Genomic DNA, 21,868 nt, shown 5'->3' with positions numbered 1-21,868 from the left:
AGGGCGGCCGACGCTGCCCCTTTTGGCGCGCTTTTTGCTGTTTTCACACTGAAAACGCCTTCCTGTTCGCCGTTTCTACTCCGAGAAAGCCCATCATGAATCGTGTCGATGCCCACGGATTGAAGATCGCCCCTGAACTGTTCGATTTCATCGCCAAGGAGGCGACCCCCAAGACCGGGATTTCCCCCGACGCATTCTGGGCCGGGCTTGCCGCCATCATCGCCAAACTGGGACCGAAAAACCGCGAACTGCTGTCGGTCCGCGACGCGCTGCAGGCCAAGATCGACGGCTGGCACCGCGCCAACAAGGGCAAGGCGTTCGACATGAACGCCTATACCGCTTTCCTCAAGGAGATCGGCTATCTCTTGCCGGAGCCCGCGACCCACAAGGTCGAGACGGCTGATGTCGACGAGGAAATCGGCAAGATCTGCGGGCCGCAGCTCGTCGTCCCCCTCACCAACGCCCGCTACGCGTTGAACGCGGCGAATGCCCGCTGGGGCAGCCTGTATGATGCTTTCTATGGCACCGATGCGATCCCGCACGATCCGAGCGAGGCTGGCCGCGGCTACAACAAGGCGCGCGGCGACAAGGTGATCGCCAAGGCCAAGGCGTTCCTCGACGCCGCCGCACCGCTCGCGACCGGCAGCCACACCGACGTGACGTCCTACAGCGTGATCGCGGGCCAGCTCGCGGTCAAACTGAAGAGCGGCAACGCCACCGCGCTCAAGTCACCCGAACAGTTCGCCGGCTACCTGGGCGCCCCTGACGCGCCGACCGCGATCCTGCTGGTCAACAACGGCATGCATGTCGAAATCAAAATCGATCGCAGCAGCACCATCGGCAAGGACGACCCGGCTGGTGTCGCCGACATGATCCTGGAATCGGCGGTCTCGACCATCCTCGACATGGAAGACAGTGTCGCCGCCGTCGATGCCGAGGACAAGGTGCTGGTCTATCGCAACACGCTCGGCCTGATGGACGGCACGCTGTCGGCGGATTTCGACAAGGGCGGCAAGACGCTCAAGCGTTCGCTCAACCCTGACCGCGTTTACAAGACGCCCGACGGCAAGGACCTGACGCTGCACGGCCGCAGCCTGCTATTGATGCGCAATGTCGGCCATCACATGTTCACCGACGCCGTGCTGGACTCCAAGGGCGAGGAGATTCCGGAAGGCCTGCTCGATGCCGCCGTCGCCGGCCTGCTGGCGATCCACGATCTCAAGGGCTCTTCGAAGACCAAGAACAGCCGCACCGGCTCGGTCTATATCGTCAAGCCGAAGATGCACGGCCCCGACGAAGTCGCGCTGACCTGCGAGCTGTTCGGCGAAGTGGAAAAACTGCTGGGGCTGCCGGAAAACACCATGAAGGTCGGCATCATGGACGAGGAGCGCCGCACCACGGTCAACCTCAAGGCCTGCATCCAGAACGCCTCGAAGCGGATCTGCTTCATCAACACCGGCTTCCTCGACCGCACCGGCGACGAGATCCATACCTCGATGGAAGCGGGTCCGATGATCCGCAAGAACGACATGAAGGCGCAGCCCTGGATCAAGGCCTATGAAGACTGGAACGTCGACATGGGCCTGATCGACGGCCTGCCCGGGCATGCCCAGATCGGCAAGGGCATGTGGGCAGCCCCCGACAAGATGGCCGACATGCTGACGCAGAAGCTCGGCCACCCCTCAGCCGGCGCCACCACCGCCTGGGTGCCGTCACCGACCGCCGCCACGCTGCACGCGCTGCATTATCACCAGATCAACGTGCAGGCACGCCAGCAGGAGCTCGCCAAGGGCGGCCAGCGCGCGAAGCTTTCCGACATCCTGACCATTCCGGTGTCGCAGTCGAACTGGGCGCCTGACGACGTGAAGCAGGAGATCGACAACAACTGCCAGGGCATTTTGGGTTACGTGGTGCGCTGGATCGATCAGGGCGTCGGCTGCTCCAAGGTGCCCGACATCCACGGCGTCGGCCTGATGGAAGACCGCGCCACCTTGCGCATCTCGGCGCAGCATCTGGCCAACTGGTTGCATCAAGGCGTCATCACCAAGGATCAGGTGATGGAATCCCTGAAGAGAATGGCGATCGTGGTCGACGGCCAGAACAAGGACGATACGTTGTACAAGCCGATGGCGCCAAGCTTCGACGGCATCGCCTTCAAGGCGGCGTGCGACCTGGTGTTCAAGGGCCGCGAGCAGCCGAACGGGTACACCGAATACATCCTCACCGCCCGCCGTCGCGAAGCCAAGGCGCAGGGCGGCGAATAGGGAGTGGCGAGTAGCGAATGGGGTTTTTCTATTCGCTATTCACTATTCGCCATTCGCGTCCTCTTCAGGCCGCGCGTATCATCTGCAGGAATTTTCCTACCTCGAGCTTGAGGGAATGGCCTTCCTGCGAGAGCGAACGGGCGGAACCATGAACCTGTTCGGCCGCCGCCTGGGTGTCGGCCGAACCACGGCTGACATCGGCGAGACAGCCGCCGACCTCGATGGCACCCTCGGCCGCTTGATGGACGTTGCGCGCAATCTCCTGCGTCGCGGTGCCCTGCTGTTCGACAGCGGCGGCGATCGCCGTTGAAATTTCGGAGATCTGCCCGATCGTGCCGCCGATCGCCTTGATCGCGGACACCGACTGCTCCGTTGCCGACTGCATCTGGGTGATCTGGGCGCTGATTTCCTCGGTCGCCTTGGCGGTTTGGGCGGCAAGCGCCTTGACCTCGGAAGCCACCACCGCAAAGCCGCGGCCCGCCTCCCCGGCGCGCGCCGCTTCGATGGTCGCATTGAGCGCCAGCAGATTGGTTTGCTCGGCCACCGCCGCGATCAGCTTGACGACTTCGCCGATGCGGCCGGCCGCCTGCGACAATTCCGCGATCCGCTCATTGGTCTGCCCGGCCTGACGCACGGCTGCATGGGTGATGTTTTCCGATTGCTTCACCCGGCGGCTGATTTCGGTCACCGACGAAGCCATCTGCTCCGAAGCGGCGGCCGCCGATTGCGCGTTGGCCGATGAACGGTCGGAAGCGGATGCCGCCTCTGCCGTATGCTTGTGGCTGGTTTCGGCCGTCCTGGTCAGGCTGCCGGCGGCGAGTTCGATCTCGGAAGACGCCGATGAGACGGCCTCGATGATCTTGCCTATCGCCTGCTCGAAGCCGTCGGCGACCTGGCTCATCGCCAGCTTGCGTTCTTCCTCCGCCTTGAGCTTGAGGCCGGCCTGTTCGGATTCCATGGCCTGAACGCGCAGTGCGTTCTCCCTGAACACCTGGACCGCGCGGGCGATGGCGCCGACTTCATCGGTTCGTTTGAGGGACGGTATTTCGATATCCAATCCGCCGCCGGCGAGCCGGGCCATCACGCCGGTCATGCGGGTCATCGGCCGGATCACACCGAGGCCAACGCCGACTAGGCCACCGCCGATGATCAGGAAGACCAGGCCCGAGATGCCCCACAGAATAACGTTGAACGTGCCGACACGCTGGGTCGCGGCACTCTCGATGGCCGCGTTGTCGTCCGTGGTCTTCTTGACGATTTCGTCGATCAGGGCGCGGTGCGCCAGATAGGCGGCCGAGATTTCCGAATACGCCTTGGCCGCGGCGGCGGCATCTGCCTTGGCCAGCGACGGCAAGAACGCCTGCTCGATGGCGTTCCAGAAACGCTGCACCTCGCGATGCGAATCCACAACGAACTTGGCCTTGACCCCAGGCTCGAGGTCCGACTTCACCCAGAATTCGTGGCGCTCGTCATACTCTTTTTTCAATTGCTTCAACCGCTCGCGGCGGTTGGCGAGTTCAGCCGGATTGTTCAGGGCAAGGGTGGCTTCGAGATAGGATTCGATCACATATTCCGGCGGCGGCAGGATGTCGGCGATCAGATCGTTGCCGAGCTTGAGCTTGTTGTAGAGGGGTCCGCCGACCTTGACCTCGCTGAGCGCGAAGATGCCGGTGAACACCACGGCCCCCAGACCGATGGCCGTGACCAAGCCGAATAGCACGATGGCGCGAGTGATCGTCAGGCGAAATTTCATTGCCGGCGTATCCTCAAAATTGATGCGGTTCCGCTCTTCAGCGCCGAACTTAAATACCCTTGAAACGCGAGGACTATTCACTACTCGCGTTAACGTTCAGTTTGTCTTCCGCACAACCTCCGCTCCACAGCCGGTCGGACGCCCCGTTTAAATTCGGGAGGCGGCGCGCGATCTGTCGCAGGGCTGGCGCCGCTTTGCCGCACGCAGGAACGTTTGGATCGTGCGCCCGTTGAGAATTCATCTCAACTCACAGGGAGAGATGACGATGGATTGGAACCGGGTTGAAGGAAACTGGAAACAGTTCAAGGGCGCCGCCAAGGAGAAATGGGGCAAACTCACCGACGACGATCTCAATGTGATCGAAGGCCGTCGTGAGCAGCTTGAAGGCAAGCTGCAGCAACGCTATGGCTTCGCCAAGGACCAGATCCGCAAGGACGTGGACGACTGGTTCGGGACACTGAGATAATCACTCCAAGATGAAAAGCCCCGGCAGCGCCGGGGCTTTTTGTTGCTAGATCACCGCGATGTATTTCAACAGCGAGATCACGCCGAGGATGATCACGACAACGCGCGCGATCTGTTTGGCGCGGCCATCAAGCGGCAGCAGGTTGATGAGATAGAGAACGAGGATAACGACGAGAAACGTGACGAGTACGCTGACAATCATGCGGGCCCCCTCGGCTGGAATAGCGCTGTTGGTATTTTGTTAACGTGTCACGTCCCATTGGGTTCCGGACAGGGAACCTGCGTGCAAACACAAAAACTACAACCATTTCAATGGCCCCGTAGTTCTACGGCGCCGGCGCTCTCTAAGTATTTACCCTTTTACCCCCAAATGACCGCGGCTTTTGGGGGAGCATCATGTTGAACCGTCTGACCGTATCCACGTTGCTGAAGACCGTCATCCTGGCCACCGCCTTCTGCATCGTGGTGGGGTTCTCGCTCAACGCCTGGGATGCCTGGGGCCGCCTGCAGGTGGCAAACCGCATCTCGGTGGTCACCGACGCATCCGCCAATATGTTCAAGGCGATGCACAATCTGCGCACCGACCGCTCCACGACCAACCGGCTGTTGAATGGCAACGCGCCGATGGACAGCGACATCGAAAAGTATCTGCGCAGCCTTCGTGACACCGAAATGCCGGCGATGAACAGCGCACTTGGTCAACTCGGCAAGATCGAGTTCGCGCAGCAAGCGACGCTGGCCCCCGAATTCGACCGCCTGTTCAAGCAACTGCAGGCGCAGCAGAAGGAATTCTGGGAAGCCATGGCTCAGCCCAAGGAATCCCCCCGCCGTCCGGCGCTCGCCAAGGAGTATATGGAGACGACGGGCGCGCTGCTCACCACGCTCGACAAGCTCTCGGGGACACTTGCCGCCAATGTCAACCATCAGGATCCGGTGATCGACCAGTTGCTCGCGATCAAGCAGATCGCCTGGTTGCTGCGTAATACCGCGGGCGAAGCTTCGCTGTTGATTTCCAATGGACTGGGCACCGGAAAGGCGACGGCGGAGACCCGCATGGCCCACACCAAGTTCAGCGGTGGCGCCGATGCCGCCTGGAATGCGCTGGAACTGACCGCAGCTGGCATGCAACTGCCGCCGGCGCTTTCGAGCGCGATGGCCGCCACCAAGAAAGCCTATTTCGAACCGGATTATCTCGCCTTGCGCGAACGCCTGGTGACGGCTCTGATCGCCGGCGAGAAGCCTGAACTGACGGCGAACCAGTGGAGCCCGATCACGGTGGGACGACTCTCTGCCGCCGTAAACGTCGCCGAGGCGGCGCTCGACGCTGCCCGGGACCATACCGTGATGCAGTATTCCTCGGCGCGGCGCGCGCTGGTGGTGCAACTGGTGCTGCTGGTCGGCGCGCTGGTGTTGACGTTCGGCGCGTTGATTCTCGTCACCCGCCGCGTCATCAAGCCGCTGCACAATATGCGCGACGCCATGCTGAAGGTCGCCGCCGGCGACCTCACCGTCGACACCGGCTATGCGGTGCGCAAGGATGAAATCGGTGCGCTCGCGGGCGCGCTGGAGACGTTCAAGCAGCAGGCCGAAGACAAGGTCCGGATCGAGGCGCAGGAGCGCGAACGCAACGCCGGCGCCACCGCGCGCCAGCAGGCGATCGAAAGCTATGTCGGCGAATTCGAGACCATGGTGCGCCAATCGCTCGACCAGCTGGGCGACGCCTCCGGCCAGATGCGGACCACCTCGGACGGCCTGTCCGCGGTTTCCCGCCAGACCAACGCGCGGGTTGAGGTGGCCGAAAAGGCCTCCAGCGAAGCCTCGATGAGCGTCGAGACGGTCGCGGCCGCGTCGGAAGAACTGAGCGCCTCGATCAACGACATCAGCCAGCAGGCCGCGCACGCCGCCGGCATCGCCAGCCGCGCGGTGAGCCAGGCGCGTGAGACCGACGGCACCGTGCAGGGCCTTGCCGCATCCGCAGGCCGAATCGGCGAAGTCGTCGGGCTGATCAACTCGATCGCCGCCCAGACCAACCTGCTGGCGCTGAATGCGACCATCGAGGCCGCCCGCGCCGGTGAAGCCGGCCGCGGCTTTGCGGTGGTGGCTTCCGAAGTCAAATCGCTGGCGAGCCAGACCGCGAAGGCGACCGAGGAAATCTCGGAGCAGATCTCCGACATTCAGAAGGTCGCGAACGAGGCCATCGAGGCCATCAAGGGCATCGGCGGCGAGGTCAACGAGGTCGCGACCGCGATTGCGGCCGCCGTGCAGGAACAGGGCGCCGCGACGCAGGAGATCACGCGCAGCACGCAGTTCGCCGCCCAGGGCACCAAGAACGTCTCCGACAACATCTCGGGCGTGAAGACCGACGCCGATGCGGCAGCAGCCGCCGCCGACGACGTCAAGCACGCCTCCGAGACGCTGGAAACGCAGAGCAAGCAATTGGGTACTCAGGTCACTCAGTTCCTCGGCAAGATCCGCGCAGCGTAGTTTGGTTGTCATGCCCGGGCTTGACCCGGGCATCCATCGCTCTTCGCAAGAGTCCTGCGAAGGGTATGGATTGCCGGGTCAAGCCCGGCAATGACGGACAGATCACTCCCGCGCCACCACCGGCACGCGTTCGTACTTCGCGCGTACCTTGTCCGACGCGGGCGAAAAATTCAGCTCGGCGCCGCGCTTGTCGGCGCTGCGGCCGGCCACCAGCAAGCCATTTTCGCCGGCGACGATGTCGCCCTTGCGCAAGGTCGGATCGGCCTCGATCTTGACCGGCGCGAGGCCGATCTGATCCTTGCCGTTGCAGGTGCACCCGGCCACAAGTTCATTGCGATAGCGGAACGCGTTCGGCAGTTCCGAATAGGGCTTTCCGTTCTCGGCGGCGGCGTTGTCGATGTTGCTGCCGTAGAACACTTTGGTCTCGCTGGCCGGGCAGAAGCTGTCGCAGGACGCCGCACGGCTGGCATTGTCGGAGGCCGTGACGGGGAAATAGCGCCCGTCGCAGGTACGCACGCAAAACGCCTGACCGCCGCCGCCATAACGCCGCGTCTCGCCGCGCTGAACCGGCATCGGTCCGTCGTCATTCGCAAACGGCAACGGAATATAAGGGCCCCTCGCCCGGCCCATGCCGCCGAACAGCGCCGAGAAGAAGTCCTGGGCCTGCGCCGCAGGCGCCAGCGCGGAAACGCCTGCCAAAGCCGCCGCGCCCAAAATTGCCATTCTACTCATGTGCATTCGTATCTCCCGTCAGGTCGTCGGCTCAGTTGAGCTGCGACGCCGTCAAATTCATTGCCTGCCGCCCCGACGGCGGCGTCGTCAGCGCCGGACGCGCCGGCCGCACGCTGATGGTGGTCCGCGTTTCCATGCGCGGCGCGTTCTTCGGCAGCACCACGACCCTGGTGCCGACATCGACCCGGCCAAAGAGATCACTGACGTCCTCATTGGTCAGGCGGATGCAGCCTGAGGAAACGAACTTGCCGATCGTCGAGGGATCGTTGGTGCCGTGGATGCGGTACTGGCTGGAGCCGAGATACATCGCCCGGGCGCCGAGCGGATTGCCGGGGCCTCCGGCCATGAAGCGCGGCAGATAGGGCTGGCGCGCGATCATCTCGGCCGGCGGATGCCAATCCGGCCATTCCGCCTTGCGGCTGATGGTCTGCACGCCGGACCAGGTAAAGCCTTCGCGGCCGACACCGACGCCGTAGCGAACGGCGCGGCCCTGGCCAAGCACGTAATACAGCGCGGTGTTGCCGGTATCGATCACGATGGTACCAGGCGCCTCCGACGTGTTGAAAGCGACGACGGCACGGCGCAGCCGCTCCGGCACGACGCCCGCGTCGGGCTCAACCATCACCTCATCGGTGGGAAACGTATTCGGCTGGGTGGAAGCGTAACCCAGCAGCTGCGCGCTCGCCGCGCTGGAAAATACCGAGGGGGCCAGCAGCATGGTGCTGATGAAGACGAGCGCGTGGGTTACGCGCGACTGACGCCGGCGATGAGAGGACTGTGTCATGGGACTGCCCCGGTTGGATACGCATCGTGTGATGCTCTGAATTGGCAACGCGACCGAAGCTGCACGGTTCCCTGCGACTCGAATTGACCGGCCTGCTGTCAAGCGCGCCGGTGTTCACGCTTCCGCGATGGAACTTCTGCTCCCGGCGCTCGTTGGGGCGGTTGAGAATTCGGTTCGCGGGCCGATGTCGCGGCTGCCATGTGAACACCGCCTCGCGCGGGGGAGAAACGTTGTGCGCGTATTGCCCCCCAAGCCTTTGCCTGAAGAACGCAGGGCGCCTGACGATCGCAAGGCACCGTCCAATGAAAGCAAGCGGACGGAACGCAAGCCGGCGCAAGGCGGGGACAAGGCAACCGAACGAAAGCCATCCGACCGCAAGCCTTCTGACAACAAGTCCTCCGACAACAAGTCCTCTGACAACAGGTCCTCCGACAACAGGTTCTCCGACCAGAAGACTTCGCAGGGCGACCGCCAGAAAGCCAATGCCGCAGAAGGCAAACCGCTGCCCGACAGCAATGTCGAACTGCCCCCGCTGATCAGCCGCGCCGAAATCGTCGCCTTTTCGCTGGTATCGTTGCTGATCATCTGCGTTGTCGCCGTGCTCTACGCCGCGAAAGCGTTCTTCCTGCCGGTCACGATGGCGTTCATCGTCGGCACGATGCTGTCGCCGGCGGCGAGCTTCCTTGAGCGCTATCGTATTCCCCGCGCGCTGGGCGCCGTCCTGATCGTTGCCGCCGTCGTCACCGGCGCAGCCTTCATGATCGGCCTGATTGCATCGCCGGTAATGGAATGGAGCAGCAAGCTTCCGGAACTGGGGGCGCAGCTGAAGGAAAAAATGCACGTCTTCGACCGGCCGCTGGCGCTGTGGCAGCAGCTGCAAGGCATGCTCGGCAGCTCCGACACGCTGGCGACATTCCACATGCCGAAGTTCGAATGGGTGCAGCCGACGCTCGAATTCCTGTCGCCGACCCTCGCCGAGTTCCTGCTGTTCGTCGCTACCCTGATCCTGTTCATCGCGAGTTGGAAGGACCTACGCCGGGCCATGGTGATGAATTTCGGCGACCGGCCGGTGCGGCTTCGAACGCTGCGGATCCTCAACGAGATCGAGGAGCACCTGGGCAGCTATCTGATCATGGTGACGATGATCAACGTCGGCGTCGGCATCGCAACCGGCATCATCTGCGCGGTCACGGGCATGCCCAATCCGGCAGGTCTCGGCGCGCTGGCCGCGACCTTGAACTTCATTCCGATCATCGGACCGGTCGCGATGTTCGTCGTGCTGGTCGTGGTCGGCCTTGTTGCCTTCCCGACGATCAGCGGGGGGCTGCTCGCACCGCTGCTGTTCGCCGCGATGACCTTCCTCGAAGGCCATTTCCTCACGCCGACGATCGTCGGCCGCAGGCTCGAGCTCAACGCGCTGGCGGTGTTCATCGCGCTGGCGTTCTGGACCTGGCTGTGGGGACCGATGGGCGCGTTCCTGGCGTCGCCGATCCTGATCGTCGCGCTGATCCTCAAGGAGCATCTGATGCCGGTCAATTCGCCGCAGTTGCCCTAGAATCAAAGGGTTTCGCAGCAGGAACTTCCGCTTCGGGCGGGCGTTTCCCCAATAGCTGAATTGAATGCCCGGGAGCCTTCGATGTCGCCGACCGACAACGCCACCTACGAACGCCTGGAAAAGGATGTAACCGCCGTGAAAAACGATATCGCAGCCCTCACCGACCAGATCACCGATGCGCTCAACAGTTTTGCCGGCACCGCGGGCAAGCAGGCCCGCCGCGGCTACAGGCAGGCGCGCGCCAATGCGGAGCAGGCGGTGGACGACATGTCCGAGCGCGGCAGCGCCATGATGGACGCGGCTCAGGATGCGGCCTCCTCGATCGAGGAATCGCTGGAGGACGTCATCACGCAGCGGCCGCTGGCAACGGTCGGCCTCGCACTCGGCGTGGGCTTCCTGCTCGGCGCGATGTGGCGCCGGTAATCAGGCGATGATGCAATGATGACCCGCGCCGGAAAGCCCGCCTTCATCTCCCGATGGCGGCGCTGGCGCGAGGTCGTTTCTTTTATTGATGTTCTTTTCAGATCGAGGCGGGCCCATGTTTCAGCGACTGATCGATGACTTCAAGGATTCGACCGGCACTGCGCTCCGGCTGACCTCGCTCGCGGCAGCAGCCGCAGTTGCTTTGCTCGTCACCACATCGTTTCTGTGCGCGGCCGCCTTCATCTTCGTGCTGGAGAAGTACGGCCCCGTTTATGCTTGCCTGACCGGCGCCGGCATCTTCTTCGTGGTGACGATGATCGCGGCGATCTCCTACATGGTGCGCAAGAAACAGATCGAGACGCGCGTCAAGGAGACGACAAAATCCGCCGCCCAAACCATGCTGGCCGATCCGATGCTGGTCGCCGCCGGCATTCAGGTGGTGCGCGCGATCGGCATCAAGAAACTGATTCCGATTCTCGCGGTCGGCGGCCTGGCGCTGGGATTCTTGGCGAGCCGCGGGCAAAGCCAGGCCGGTGGCGAGGCGCCGGCGGAGTGAAGGTCGTTCGCGAGAGGCGGTTAGCACGTCGCCGTGAGACAAGGCAAAGGTGCGTTCCCTCCCCCCTTGCGGGGTCGAGACGAGCGAAGCTCGCTCTTGAGTTAGGGAGAGGGGTGGCGTCATCGGGACTGCCCGTGTGAACCCCTCTCCCCCGCCCTCCCCCGCAAGCGGGGAGGGAGCCGACCATCCGTGTCGCTCGCATTTCCGATCCAATTTTCAAAGAGCAGATATGGCTTCGCATTCTCGCGACGCATAGCGCCCGAGCTTTGCCAGAATTCCTTGCCCTCGAAAACAGAGGGCGCAGGGAAGACCGGGTGCGCGCTGCACCCGCGGTCCCGCGTGCGATTTGCACAGAAAAATGCGCACACGAGCATACAGGGCAGCGGAGAACACCCGGCCTTCCCTGCGCAATGGCTTTACGGCTTATGCCGTGATCTCCCCGGAGACGATTCTTGGTTGACTCCGTCACCACCGCTTCAGCTTGCGCTTAGCCGACGGCTTGACGCCAGCAACGGGCGCCAGAACCACACGGTTTTGCCGTACGCTTTTGTCGCGGTACGTCTTCGCGACATCAGCGTCCACCGCAACCCGTCCAACGTCCGTGACGACGGCCGACGCCCTTCTGAGTAGGACGGGATGGCGATAGATGCGCACTGATTTGGGCCGGCCGACAACAGAAATATTTTTGATTTACAGAAATTTTCTACTTGACACGGTTTCCGAAAAACAGAACTGATTTGCCCGTCGGGTTGATTTGTCGCATCGCTCCCCGTCATTCCCCGATGTGCAATTGCACAACAGAGAATCCATCGGGCGACAGCGCATGCGGCCTAATGGTTTCCGGGCTCGCGCCAAGCGGTGCGCCCCGGGATGACGGAGAGAGAGAGAGAGAGAGAGAGAGAGGTGGCGACCAACCCCTTACGTCACGCACCGCCCGGGCTGGAGCAGCTTGGCCACATCGGTCAGGACGCTGACCGGCGGCTCGCAGGCGATGGCGATTTTCTTGGACGCGGGCTTCGTGGCCGGCGGGGTCGGCGCCGGGCCGTTGCGCGTTTCGTTGCGCACCGCTTTGGCGACAGGCACGCGGACCAGCACCGAGGTATCGGCGACGCCGTCGTGCCGCAGCACAATGGTCTGGGTCTGCCCGGCCGCCGCGGGAACCGATGCGCGGTCGGACTTGCCGGCGCGATTGACGCCGGTTTCGGGCGCCGCGGCCGTAGCCTGGCGACTGCCGATCAGGTCGTGGGCGAATGCGAGCTGGACCGCGCCCGCGCCAAGGGTCAGGGCGATCGCGAGCGAGCCGAAAATTCCCTTATGAATCTGTGACATGTTGGTGTGTCCCTCGCCCCATGGCGATCATGAACACAACACGAACCAGGCCGTGCGGGTTCGGCGGACAACCGATCACTTAACCGTGTACGAAAATATTTGAAGGCGGCTGGAACGACTCCCCAGGTTGTGAGTCTTTCCAAAAGCCGGTCATTCCCCCTGCCCCATAGACCGGTGATGTGGGGCGCGACCGTGGTGATGCCGGTCGCGCCCCGCTTTTTTTGAAAATTCAGGAACATCGGCGCGAGCCGAGCCACCCGCGTCAATAAAGCTGCACAGGGAGCGGGGTGCCGTCCTTGCCGACCACGAGGCCCCAGGTCTCGCCGGCAGCGAACTCGAACTCCCGGTTGTGCGCCGTGCCGCTCGCGAGCTTGAGGCTGACCTTGTATTTGCCGGGCGGCAGATTGACTTCCTGACCATTGGGCGATTTGCGTCCGCTATGGGCATCGTCAGTCAAACTTTCTCCGGCGCCAGCGGCCAAATTGATGGTCTGCTGGTTGACGGTGATGACGGCCGCTTCCTTCGCGCCGTTGCCAAGCCGCAACCGCATTTGCCCTGGCATCGGCAGGATGTCGCCATCCGCGTCCGCAGGCTTGCGCTGCGACAAATCGGCGATCGTCCTGTCGACCTGGCGGGTGAGCCGAAGCTGCGCCGGTCCATCCTTGGTGGCAAACGTGATCGTGGCCTTGTCTCGCTCGATGACCGCGCCTTCATTTTCCGTCCAGCCGCGCTTGGCGAGTGCCTCGCGATAGAAGCGGAGTGTGCCTGCGAGATCGAGCGGCGTTTCGACGTGAACCGCGTCAATGAACCGTGAACTCTTGCCCGTCGTGACAACCCAGGGCTTGGGCCGCGGCAAGCCGGAGACTAGATCGTCGCTCGCGGCCTCTGCGGGCTTGGCGTCCGAGCTGACGCTGCAGAGCAGCCGCCTGCCGATGGCATTCTGCGGACAGTCAGCAATGGCCCATGCCGTCTTGTCGGTATAGCTCCCCTGGAATTTGGGCGGCGTGTTCGACGGGATTGCCGGAGTCCCCTGAGTGGTGGTCTGCGATGACCAATGAAGGGCGCACGGGACGACCAGCGGTGAATAGCCGGTCGCGCAATAATCATAGGGATCCAGCACTTTCGCGAGCGCCACCGTCAGCACGCCTACCGTGGAAGCGGCCGCCGCAACCAGCAGGCCGCTGACCAGCAAAACAACTTTCGTTCGACGCTTCATTGGATGGATTTCCGGTGTTGAGAGGGCTGGGCTCAAGTGCCCGTCCTGAGCTTAGTGGCGCCAGCCATGCAAAGCGTTCATCGCCTGCGAGTCGTTGTTTTCTCTGGCGATTTTCGGGGGGCAAACCTCGCGCCTGTTGCGGCCTCATGCTAGCGATGGCGCCCATGACATCAGGAAAGCGACCCGCCATGCCCCCCAACCCCCAGCAGTTTGCGAGCGACAATTATGCCGGCATTTGCCCGGAGGCGTGGGCGGCGATGGCGGAGGCCAATCAGGGGCACGCGACCGCCTATGGCGACGATCCCTGGACCCAGCGCGCGTCGGACGCGTTCCGGGAGTTGTTCGAAAAGTCTGACGCCGAAGTGTTTTTTGCCTTCAACGGCACGGCCGCCAACTCGCTGGCGCTGGCGTCGCTGTGCCAGTCTTATCACAGCGTGATCTGCTCCTCGTCGGCGCATGTGGAGACCGACGAATGCGGCGCGCCGGAATTCTTCTCCAACGGCTCCAAGCTTCTGATCGCGGCGAGCGAGGACGGCAAGCTGACACCCGACCTAGTGCGCGGCCTTGCCACGGGCCGATCGGACATCCATTTCCCGAAACCGCGCGTGGTCACGATCACGCAGCCGACCGAGACCGGCCAGGTGTATTCGCTGGGTGAAATCCGCGCGCTGGCGGCGACCTGCCGCGATCTCGGCCTGCGGCTGCACATGGACGGCGCCCGGTTTGCCAACGCCTGCGCGTCGCTGAATTGCTCGCCGGCGGAGATGACCTGGAAGGCCGGAGTGGATTTGCTGTGTTTCGGCGGCACCAAGAACGGCATGGCGGTCGGCGAAGCGATATTGTTCTTCGACCCGCGTCTCGCCGAGGATTTTGATTATCGCTGCAAGCAGGCGGGGCAGCTTGCCTCGAAGATGCGTTTTCTGGCGGCGCCCTGGGTCGGCATGCTGCAGGACGGCGCGTGGCTGCGCAATGCGCAGCATGCCAACGCCGGCGCCGCCCGGCTCGCCGCCGCGGTGGCCGACTTGGCGGATTTCAACCTGATGTTTCCAGTGGAGGCCAACGCGGTGTTCCTGCGCGCCTCCGCCGACCGGCTGGAAGCGCTGCGCCAGCGCGGCTGGCAATTTTATACCTTCATCGGCGGAAGCGCGCGTTTCATGTTCGCCTGGGACGCCGATCCGGACAGGGTCGATGCGCTGGCGAGGGATATCAGGGAGGTGTGTGGGGCGCGTCGCTGAGAGCGCGGCTCACAATTATTGTCGTCCCTGCGGACGCAGGGATGACGGAAGAGTGCGAAAAAAAACGGCGCGCCGTGAGGCGCGCCATTCCGATTCAGAAGAACGCTGCGCCTAACCCGTCGCCGCCCGTGGCGCGCGGTTGCGGGAGTTGCGCTGGAAGAACAGCGCCTGGCTGGCGACGGCCGAGACCATCGCAGGCTGGAACGGCTTTGAGATCAGGAACGCCGGCTCCGGGCGCTCGCCGGTGAGGAAGCGCTCGGGGTAGGCGGTGATGAACACCACGGGGACCTCGAACACCTTCAACAGCTCGTTGACCGCGTCCAGACCGGAAGAGCCGTCGGCGAGCTGGATGTCGGCGAGGATCAGGCCGGGCTTCTTGTTCTTGGCCAATGCGACCGCATCGGCATGGGTGCGGGCGACGCCAATGACGTTGTGGCCGAGGTTCTTCACCAGGCTCTCGAGGTCCATCGCGATGAAGGTCTCGTCCTCGATGATGAGAACGTCGGTGGCGATTTCCGCCGCCATCTCGCGGCCGGCGGCGTCCGCAAGCTTGCGGGTCTCGGCGATGTCGGTGCCGAGGATGTAACCCACTTCCTCCTCGGAAAAGCCTTCCAGCGACAGCAGGAGGAAGGCCTGGCGCGGCAATGGCGTGATGTTCGAGAGCCGGCGCTCCGACGGCAGGGCCAGCGTCGCAACATCAGGGTTCTCGTTGACCGAGACTGAATTCCAGATCTGCGTGAACAGCCGGAACAGTCCGGCGCGCGGACCGTGCTTTTCGTCGAGCAGCGAGCCATCCTGCAGCAGGGCCTCCAGCATGGCCCCGACATAAGCGTCACCTGACGACTGGTTTCCGGTCAGCGCGCGGGCGTAGCGCCGCAACAGCGGCAAATGTTCAGCAACGAGCTGTGATCGGGACATCCCCACTCCATCCTTGTCTGAGGCCCGTGCGGGCCACATTGGGTCGAACCTGAACGCCTGGTCCGGCGTAACCTATCCTGAAACGGGGCGACCCGGTTCCCCTTGTCATTTCGGAATACGCCTGAGGGGCAAAAAAGTTCCTTCAAACAGTTCCCTAATTTCGGAACTTTTCTGAACCCATCGCATTAGGCTTGACCAAGAGCGCGGGCGGCCAAGGCCTAATTTCGAGGAAAAGTCTTGAAATACAAGGTACTTAACACTCGGGGAAGCGTGGATGACATCATGAAAGAAGTAAAAAAGCAGGGCGGTCTCAATGCCGAGATCCAGTCTAGAATCGGCCACCAGCTGCGCGCCATGTATGACGACGTGGTGCGCCAAGGGGTACCAGACCGCTTTGCGGAGCTGATCCGGAAGCTCGACGGGCCCGAAGCGGCAGTGGCTCAAACGGCCCAACCGGACCAAGCTGCAAAAACTGACGGGAGGGACTAATGCCTCTCACAGACTCCCTTCGCGACGACATCCTGGCGTCGGTACCGTCCTTGCGCGCGTTCGCGATCTCGCTCAGCGGCAATGGCGACCGTGCGGACGATCTGGTGCAGGAAACCTTGCTGCGCGCGATCGCCAACATCGACTCGTTCCAGCCCGGTTCGAACCTGCCGGCATGGCTGTTCACGATCCTGCGCAACCTGTTCCGCTCCGACTATCGCAAGCGGCGGCGCGAGGTCGAGGACGCCGAGGGCAATTACGCCAAAACCCTGAAGACCCAGCCGGCGCAGAACGCGCATCTGGAGTTCGAGGAGTTTCGCGTCGCGCTCGACAAGCTGCCGCAAGACCAGCGCGAAGCGTTGATCCTGGTCGGCGCCTCCGGCTTCTCCTATGAGGACGCCGCGGCGATCTGCGGCTGCGCGGTCGGCACCATCAAGAGCCGCGTCAACCGCGCGCGCTCGAAGCTGTCCGCCCTGCTCTATGTCGACGGCGCCGAGGATTTCGGTCCCGACAACACGGTGCGCGCGGTGATCGGCGGCAACAACTGACATGCACCGGTAAGCATGACACAAAAGGCGGCCCGGTTGGGCCGCCTTTTTTGTTGTCGGGAAGTTTCGGGTTTTCTAGTTGAGGCCGCCGAAGGCGTAGATCAGCACGAGAATCGGCAGAGGTATGCCGAGCAGCCACAACAGCAGATAGCGTCCCATGGTGCGTCTCCGTCATTGCGATGATGCGGATAAATGCGCGGGGGACGCGGGTGGTTCCGCACGTCGTAGGGTGAGCAAAGGCGCGCTTGCGCCGTGCCCACCATCGATCGGCGTCGGCGTTTGAATGGTGGGCACGCTTGCGCTTTGCCCACCCTACGAAGTCACTATTTCACCGGCCGCACCGGGGCGGAGAGCTGTTCGGTGCGGTCGCGTTCGGTCATGTCGACGACGGTGACCATGGGCGCGGTCAGCTCATAGACGTAGCTGACGTCGGTGAAGTAGCGCTTGGCGGTGCCGCCGAGCGCTTCCGGCGCCACGCGGTCGAGCAGGATCAGGCCGAAATCACTGTCCTCGCGCCGGGTCGCCGCTGACGTGTTGAACTCCTCCCAGCGGAAATGGAAAACCGTATCCGGCTCCTCGCCCGAGATTTCCCAGTTCGCGACGATATGCGGATGCTTGCCGACCAGCGACAGGCCCTCGTCGGAATGCGACGCCAGTTCGAAGAACAGCAGCGACAGCGATTGCGCGGCGCGCGCGCTCACCGCGATATCAGGACCGTTGACCGCGATGCGGTCGGCATGCGGAATCGCGCGCGCCTCGAACAGCCCCTTCAGCTTGACGCCCTGCCACTGGCTCTCGCTCAGCAGCGTGACCACGTTCGACATCGCATGGATGCGCCCGATCAAAAGTTCGCGCGAGACGTCGATGTCGGATCCGTGGCGCAGCGTTCGCGTCACGATCGACTGGATCACGGCGAGGATGTTCTTGACCCGGTGGTTGAGCTCGTCGATCACGGCCGTCAGCCGCCGCTCGAAGCCGATCCGCACCTGGATCTCGCGGCTGAGCCTTAAGTTGTTGTAGGCGACATAGCCGAACAGGCCGCAGACGATACCGGTCAGCGCCAGCCCGATCGCCGCCACGATCGCCGCCGTCTGCTGCGCCCGCACGGCCACGTTGGACTTGGCGTAATAGCCGAGCGCCCAGTCGCGGCCGCCGAAGGTCACGGTGCGAACCATCGACGGCGCCGGGCCCTCCGGCTTGACCGGCTGCAAGGTGACGACACCCTGGTCGTTGGCGACGAATTCGTCATTGACGTCAGTCGGGTCTTTCAGCACCACCGCAAACAGCGACCTGTCGTCATTGGTCAGCATCAGCGTCGCCAGTTCGTAGGAAAACGTGACGAAGCCTGCGGCCTCGCTGGAGCCTTCCTGATAGACCGGCGCGGCGAGCACGATTCCGACCGGACCATCCTTGCGCAACAGCGGGATCGGGTCCGACGCGACAGGCTTGCCGCCCTTCATCACCTGCGTCAGCACCGGCCCGATGATCGAGTGGCGGTCGTAGGCGCGGCCCGGAAAGCTCAGCGTATCCGCGCTGCGCGGCTCGAGGTCCATCAGCACGTTGATCGGTTTGTCGATCGACTTCATATCCAGCGGCTGATCGTCGAAATCGCGAATCGTCGGATCGGTGAATCCCGAGCTCTTCAGCACCGCACGTGCTGCTTCCAGTTCGTCCGGCTTGAGCCGCGCGATCCAGTTGGCGACCACGAAATCGGTCTTGAAGGCGTAGATCGACGCACGCAGCGGCTGCAGCATGTTGGCCTTGAGCACCGACGGCGCGCGAAACAGGCCGGAGGCGACGCGCGCCAGCAGTTCGCGTTCGGTCAGCCGGTCCTGCACCAGGCTGGCGTGAACGTCGATGGCGCGCGCCAGCGCGATGCCGTCAAGGGTCACTTCCTGTTCATGAACGCGATACGCCGCAAGACCGGAGAGCAGAACTCCGATCAGCGCGATGAAGCCGATAATGAAACCCAGCCGGACCACTCGCTTACTCGGGAATGAAGTGTTGGCGCAAAGAAGAAAACATTCGAGGTCTGCCGGGACGGCAACAAATGTAAACCGGACGACGGCCGATCGCGGGCGAATATGAATGAGCGATCATCAGCACGCAACTAACGGGTTGGCAGCGGGCAACAAGCGGCCGCCGCTAACGCTGATTTCGCGGGGCCAGAAGATGCTAATGAAGCCGGACCCGTTTGGTTCCAGGCGTCCCGGCAATATCTTGCGAAGCGACATCCTGTCACCGTCGCGCCCCGGGATGGCGGATTTAAGAAGGCGCGCCGACGCAGGGCCGTGGGCCGCGGCCGTTAACCAAATCCGGCGGCGTTAACCCGGCCCTAACCTGCCTCTACCCAGCCTTGCTCTACCCAACCTTGGCCTTCGGCGCCGGGCGCAGGCCGCCCTTGGTCTCGATGAAGCCGATGATGCGCTCGAGCCCCTCGCTCTTCTTCAGATTGGTCATCACGAACGGGCGCTCGCCCCGCATCCTCCTGGCGTCGGTATCCATCTTTTCCAGCGACGCGCCGACATGCGGCGCGAGGTCGATCTTGTTGATGACCAGCAGGTCCGAGCGGGTGATGCCCGGCCCGCCCTTGGACGGGATCTTGTCACCGGCGGCGACGTCGATGACGTAGATCGTGAGATCGGCGAGTTCGGGCGAGAACGTGGCGGCCAGATTGTCGCCGCCCGACTCGATCAGCACCAGATCGAGATTGGGGAATTTCGCGCGCATGTCGGCGACCGCGGCGAGATTCATCGAGGCGTCCTCGCGGATCGCGGTGTGCGGGCAGCCGCCGGTCTCGACGCCGGCGATGCGGTCCGCGGTCAGCGAGCCCGAGCGCACCAGGAACTCGGCGTCCCATTTTGTGTAGATGTCGTTGGTGATCGCGGCGATGTCGTAACGCTCGCGCATCGATTTGCAGAGCAGGTCCATCAGCGCGGTCTTGCCGGAGCCGACGGGACCGCCGACGCCGACACGCAGGGGGCCGTGAGAACTCGCCATTTAAATCGTCCCCTCAATTGTCGTCGTCATCATGACCTGAACAACCTGGTGTATTGTGTTTCGTGCCGCAAGCTCGCGAGATCGGCGCGAAAGGTCGCGCTGCCGAGATCGTCGAGCGAGGCGTGCAGCGCGTGCGAGGCGGTCGCGACCACCACGGGCTCGAGTGCTGCCAGAATGCGCTGGCTGTCGGTCTGCCCCAATGGCACCAGCCGCGCGCCTGCGGAAATCCAGTTCGAGACCACCGCATGCAGGAACGCATGCATCGCAGGCGCCAGCGGAATTTTATGCGCGGCACTGACGAGGCCAACCGCGACGGGATAGACAGTGACGCCGCCGCAAGCTGAAACCAGTTCGTCGAGGCCGTCGCAGGTCCAGGCTGCGCGCGCGATGTCGATGAAAGCGCGGCCCTGCGTCGAGGTTTCGAGCTGGCGCTCGCGCGACGGCACGAAGGCCGCGGCAAGCTCCGCGATCTCGCCCAACGCGGCCTTGTCGTTTGCAGTCGCCGCCCGGTGCGCCTGCGCCAGAAACACGCCGTCGCAAAAGCCCGAGCCGTCGGCCAGCATCGCCGTCAGCCACGCGCGCAACGAGGCGGCATCGGTGATGTCGCCGGCCTCCACCGCCCATTCGATGCCGCTGGAATAGGAAAACGCGCCAACCGGAAAGGCCGGCGACAGCCACGTCATCAGCCGGTACAGCGCCGCGCCCTCGTCTGCCGTCATCCCGTCAACCGGGACGGGCTCACTTGCGGTCATGAGCATGGGAATGATCGTGGTGGTGATGATCGTGGTCGCAATGCTCATCATGATGATGGTGGTGGTCGTGATCGTGTGAATGACCGTGCGAGGCATGGTCATGCGCAGAATGATCATGGCCGGTATGCCCATGCGCGGCTTCCGGTGCGTGGGCATGGCCGGCATAGGCGCCGCCTTCGGGATCGAACGGCGCCTCGATCTCGATGATGCGCGCGCCGAGGCCCTTCACCATCGCCTCGATCACATGATCCCGGCGGATGCGAAGGCCCTTCGGCATGATCTGGGTCGGCAGATGGCGGTTGCCGAGATGCCAGGCGACGCGAACCAGGTGCAGCGGATCGGCGCCGCGGATCTCGATCAGCGGCTCGGGGGCGGCAACCACCTCGATTAGGCGGCCGTCTTCCAGCACCAGCGCGTCGCCGCCGCGAAGCGCGATGGCGTTTTCCAGGTCGAGCAGGAATTCGAGCCCGCGCGTGCCCGTCATCGCCATCCGCCGCCGGTGCCGATCGTCGAAATCGAGCACCACGGTATCGGCGGCGGCTTCCGTCCAGCGATGCTGGCCCTGAACGCGTGTTGCCCTAATCATTGAGCCTTCTTTGTTTGATGCGTTTTCTACCGCAGATAAGTCTACGCAATCTGCGTAAACTCGATTGCTATGCGAACCGGTTCCCACTTCGCTTGAAAACGCTATGCTAAAACTTCTCCACCTTGCCGTCGCTGATGATCTCGATCACGGTCGGCGCCGTCTTCATCTGCGACGAATACTCCCGCCACACCTTCATGTGCGGCGCCTTGCCATGCGCATTGAGGTCGTCACGGGTTTCCCAGCGCTCCACCACCACATAGAGATTGGGATTGTTGACGCTGACATTGCCGTCATAGGAGAGGCAGCCCTTCTCCTTGAGCGTTTCAATGGTGCAGGCCTTGTGCCCCTTGATGAAGTCGTCCTTGTTTTCCGGCTTCATCGGTGTGGTGGCGATAACGTAGATCATGGATTTCTCTCCCATTACTTTTCTTGATTAGCGGGTTTCGACTTTTTCGGGGGTGATGTATTCGATCTTCGGCGGCGCGCTCATGCATTTGACCGCGACCCGGCCAAAGGTTTTCATGTGCTCGGCGGTGCGGTGCGGCCCCAGCGCCTCCATGTTCTCCCACTGCTCCACGAACACCATCTTGGAATGGTCGGTGACGCTTTCGTGCAGATCATAGGCGATGTTGCCCGGCTCTTTCCGGGTTTCCATGATGCAGGCGGTGGCCGCCGCGATGAAATCGGCGCGCGTTTCAGGCTTGATGGTCAGCGTGGCAACGACGTAGATCACGTGAATTCTCCCGGACTTTTGTTCTGGCTTGAAGATCGCCGGGCAGAAC

General features: G+C 63.2%; 22 protein-coding genes. 9 read left to right on the top strand and 13 right to left on the bottom strand.

Annotated features, from left to right (window positions below; genetic code table 11):
* The first annotated feature begins 95 nt into the window (after positions 1-95).
* The gene (locus ABIE49_RS25805; protein WP_192737189.1) at positions 96-2,264 is read left to right on the top strand and encodes a malate synthase G; all 2,169 of its coding nucleotides are present in this window, start codon (positions 96-98) and stop codon (positions 2,262-2,264) included.
* 64 nt (positions 2,265-2,328) lie between these two features.
* Here the strand turns inward: ABIE49_RS25805 and ABIE49_RS25800 are convergent, their stop codons facing one another.
* Entirely contained in the window at positions 2,329-4,017 is a 1,689-nt protein-coding gene (locus tag ABIE49_RS25800; RefSeq protein ID WP_192737188.1) for a methyl-accepting chemotaxis protein, read from the bottom strand.
* 265 nt (positions 4,018-4,282) lie between these two features.
* Between ABIE49_RS25800 and ABIE49_RS25795 the strand changes: the two genes are divergently transcribed.
* Positions 4,283-4,483: a CsbD family protein gene (locus ABIE49_RS25795; RefSeq protein WP_192737187.1), complete on the top strand. Its 201-nt coding sequence runs from the start codon at positions 4,283-4,285 to the stop codon at positions 4,481-4,483.
* A gap of 45 nt (positions 4,484-4,528) precedes the next feature.
* Here ABIE49_RS25795 and ABIE49_RS25790 read toward each other — a convergent pair whose 3' ends face one another.
* The gene (locus ABIE49_RS25790; protein ID WP_192737186.1) at positions 4,529-4,684 is read right to left on the bottom strand and encodes a Thivi_2564 family membrane protein; all 156 of its coding nucleotides are present in this window, start codon (positions 4,682-4,684) and stop codon (positions 4,529-4,531) included.
* Between the two features lie 194 nt (positions 4,685-4,878).
* On the opposite strand from ABIE49_RS25790, the gene ABIE49_RS25785 reads away from it, so the two are divergent.
* The gene (locus ABIE49_RS25785; RefSeq protein ID WP_192737185.1) at positions 4,879-6,966 is read left to right on the top strand and encodes a methyl-accepting chemotaxis protein; all 2,088 of its coding nucleotides are present in this window, start codon (positions 4,879-4,881) and stop codon (positions 6,964-6,966) included.
* Between the two features lie 102 nt (positions 6,967-7,068).
* Here ABIE49_RS25785 and ABIE49_RS25780 read toward each other — a convergent pair whose 3' ends face one another.
* The gene (locus ABIE49_RS25780) at positions 7,069-7,698 is read right to left on the bottom strand and encodes a DUF2865 domain-containing protein (protein WP_354066975.1); all 630 of its coding nucleotides are present in this window, start codon (positions 7,696-7,698) and stop codon (positions 7,069-7,071) included.
* Between the two features lie 31 nt (positions 7,699-7,729).
* Positions 7,730-8,482, bottom strand: a complete 753-nt coding sequence (locus tag ABIE49_RS25775; protein WP_192737183.1) for a L,D-transpeptidase — start codon at positions 8,480-8,482, stop codon at positions 7,730-7,732.
* A gap of 502 nt (positions 8,483-8,984) precedes the next feature.
* Between ABIE49_RS25775 and ABIE49_RS25770 the strand changes: the two genes are divergently transcribed.
* From ABIE49_RS25770 to ABIE49_RS25760, 3 genes are all read left to right on the top strand, one after another.
* A complete protein-coding gene (locus ABIE49_RS25770; protein ID WP_192737216.1) occupies positions 8,985-10,037 on the top strand; it encodes an AI-2E family transporter in 1,053 nt (350 codons plus the stop codon).
* An 81-nt stretch (positions 10,038-10,118) separates the two neighbouring features.
* Entirely contained in the window at positions 10,119-10,460 is a 342-nt protein-coding gene (locus tag ABIE49_RS25765; protein ID WP_192737182.1) for an ElaB/YgaM/YqjD family protein, read from the top strand.
* A 115-nt stretch (positions 10,461-10,575) separates the two neighbouring features.
* Positions 10,576-11,016 carry a hypothetical protein gene (locus ABIE49_RS25760; protein WP_192737181.1) on the top strand — a complete coding sequence of 147 codons (441 nt, stop codon included), beginning with the start codon at positions 10,576-10,578 and terminating at the stop codon, positions 11,014-11,016.
* A 918-nt stretch (positions 11,017-11,934) separates the two neighbouring features.
* On the opposite strand, the gene ABIE49_RS25755 is transcribed toward ABIE49_RS25760, so the two are convergent.
* Together ABIE49_RS25755 and ABIE49_RS25750 are read right to left on the bottom strand one after the other, a co-directional pair.
* Positions 11,935-12,345, bottom strand: coding sequence for a hypothetical protein (locus ABIE49_RS25755; RefSeq protein ID WP_192737180.1), 411 nt, complete (start codon positions 12,343-12,345; stop codon positions 11,935-11,937).
* 262 nt (positions 12,346-12,607) lie between these two features.
* Complete coding sequence (locus ABIE49_RS25750; RefSeq protein WP_192737179.1) at positions 12,608-13,561, bottom strand: hypothetical protein; 954 nt, start codon at positions 13,559-13,561, stop codon at positions 12,608-12,610.
* A 188-nt stretch (positions 13,562-13,749) separates the two neighbouring features.
* On the opposite strand from ABIE49_RS25750, the gene ABIE49_RS25745 reads away from it, so the two are divergent.
* On the top strand, positions 13,750-14,796 hold the full coding sequence (locus tag ABIE49_RS25745) for a threonine aldolase family protein (protein ID WP_192737178.1): 1,047 nt from the start codon (positions 13,750-13,752) through the stop codon (positions 14,794-14,796).
* 111 nt (positions 14,797-14,907) lie between these two features.
* Here the strand turns inward: ABIE49_RS25745 and ABIE49_RS25740 are convergent, their stop codons facing one another.
* Positions 14,908-15,714 (bottom strand): response regulator, encoded by an 807-nt coding sequence (locus tag ABIE49_RS25740; protein WP_192737177.1) that lies wholly within the window; start codon positions 15,712-15,714, stop codon positions 14,908-14,910.
* A 282-nt stretch (positions 15,715-15,996) separates the two neighbouring features.
* On the opposite strand from ABIE49_RS25740, the gene ABIE49_RS25735 reads away from it, so the two are divergent.
* Together ABIE49_RS25735 and ABIE49_RS25730 are read left to right on the top strand one after the other, a co-directional pair.
* Positions 15,997-16,203 carry a NepR family anti-sigma factor gene (locus ABIE49_RS25735; protein WP_192737215.1) on the top strand — a complete coding sequence of 69 codons (207 nt, stop codon included), beginning with the start codon at positions 15,997-15,999 and terminating at the stop codon, positions 16,201-16,203.
* Positions 16,203-16,748 (top strand): sigma-70 family RNA polymerase sigma factor, encoded by a 546-nt coding sequence (locus ABIE49_RS25730; protein ID WP_192737176.1) that lies wholly within the window; start codon positions 16,203-16,205, stop codon positions 16,746-16,748. Before ABIE49_RS25735 ends, ABIE49_RS25730 begins: the two co-directional genes overlap by 1 nt.
* 323 nt (positions 16,749-17,071) lie before the next feature.
* Here ABIE49_RS25730 and ABIE49_RS25725 read toward each other — a convergent pair whose 3' ends face one another.
* From ABIE49_RS25725 to ABIE49_RS25700, 6 genes are all read right to left on the bottom strand, one after another.
* Positions 17,072-18,730, bottom strand: coding sequence for a CHASE domain-containing protein (locus ABIE49_RS25725; RefSeq protein ID WP_192737175.1), 1,659 nt, complete (start codon positions 18,728-18,730; stop codon positions 17,072-17,074).
* Positions 18,731-19,109: 379 nt separating this feature from the next.
* Complete coding sequence (gene ureG, locus ABIE49_RS25720; protein ID WP_192737174.1) at positions 19,110-19,748, bottom strand: urease accessory protein UreG; 639 nt, start codon at positions 19,746-19,748, stop codon at positions 19,110-19,112.
* 29 nt (positions 19,749-19,777) lie between these two features.
* Complete coding sequence (locus ABIE49_RS25715; RefSeq protein WP_192737214.1) at positions 19,778-20,506, bottom strand: urease accessory protein UreF; 729 nt, start codon at positions 20,504-20,506, stop codon at positions 19,778-19,780.
* Complete coding sequence (gene ureE, locus ABIE49_RS25710; protein WP_192737173.1) at positions 20,487-21,086, bottom strand: urease accessory protein UreE; 600 nt, start codon at positions 21,084-21,086, stop codon at positions 20,487-20,489. Before ureE ends, ABIE49_RS25715 begins: the two co-directional genes overlap by 20 nt.
* A 106-nt stretch (positions 21,087-21,192) precedes the next feature.
* Complete coding sequence (locus ABIE49_RS25705) at positions 21,193-21,492, bottom strand: putative quinol monooxygenase (RefSeq protein ID WP_192737172.1); 300 nt, start codon at positions 21,490-21,492, stop codon at positions 21,193-21,195.
* A 27-nt stretch (positions 21,493-21,519) separates the two neighbouring features.
* Entirely contained in the window at positions 21,520-21,819 is a 300-nt protein-coding gene (locus ABIE49_RS25700) for a putative quinol monooxygenase (RefSeq protein WP_192737171.1), read from the bottom strand.
* Positions 21,820-21,868 lie beyond the last annotated feature (49 nt).

Source organism: Bradyrhizobium sp. OAE829 (assembly GCF_040546575.1).
Lineage (GTDB): Bacteria > Pseudomonadota > Alphaproteobacteria > Rhizobiales > Xanthobacteraceae > Bradyrhizobium.
Note: the sequence above shows the minus strand (reverse complement) of the source record. Positions and strands in the feature narration are given on the sequence as shown.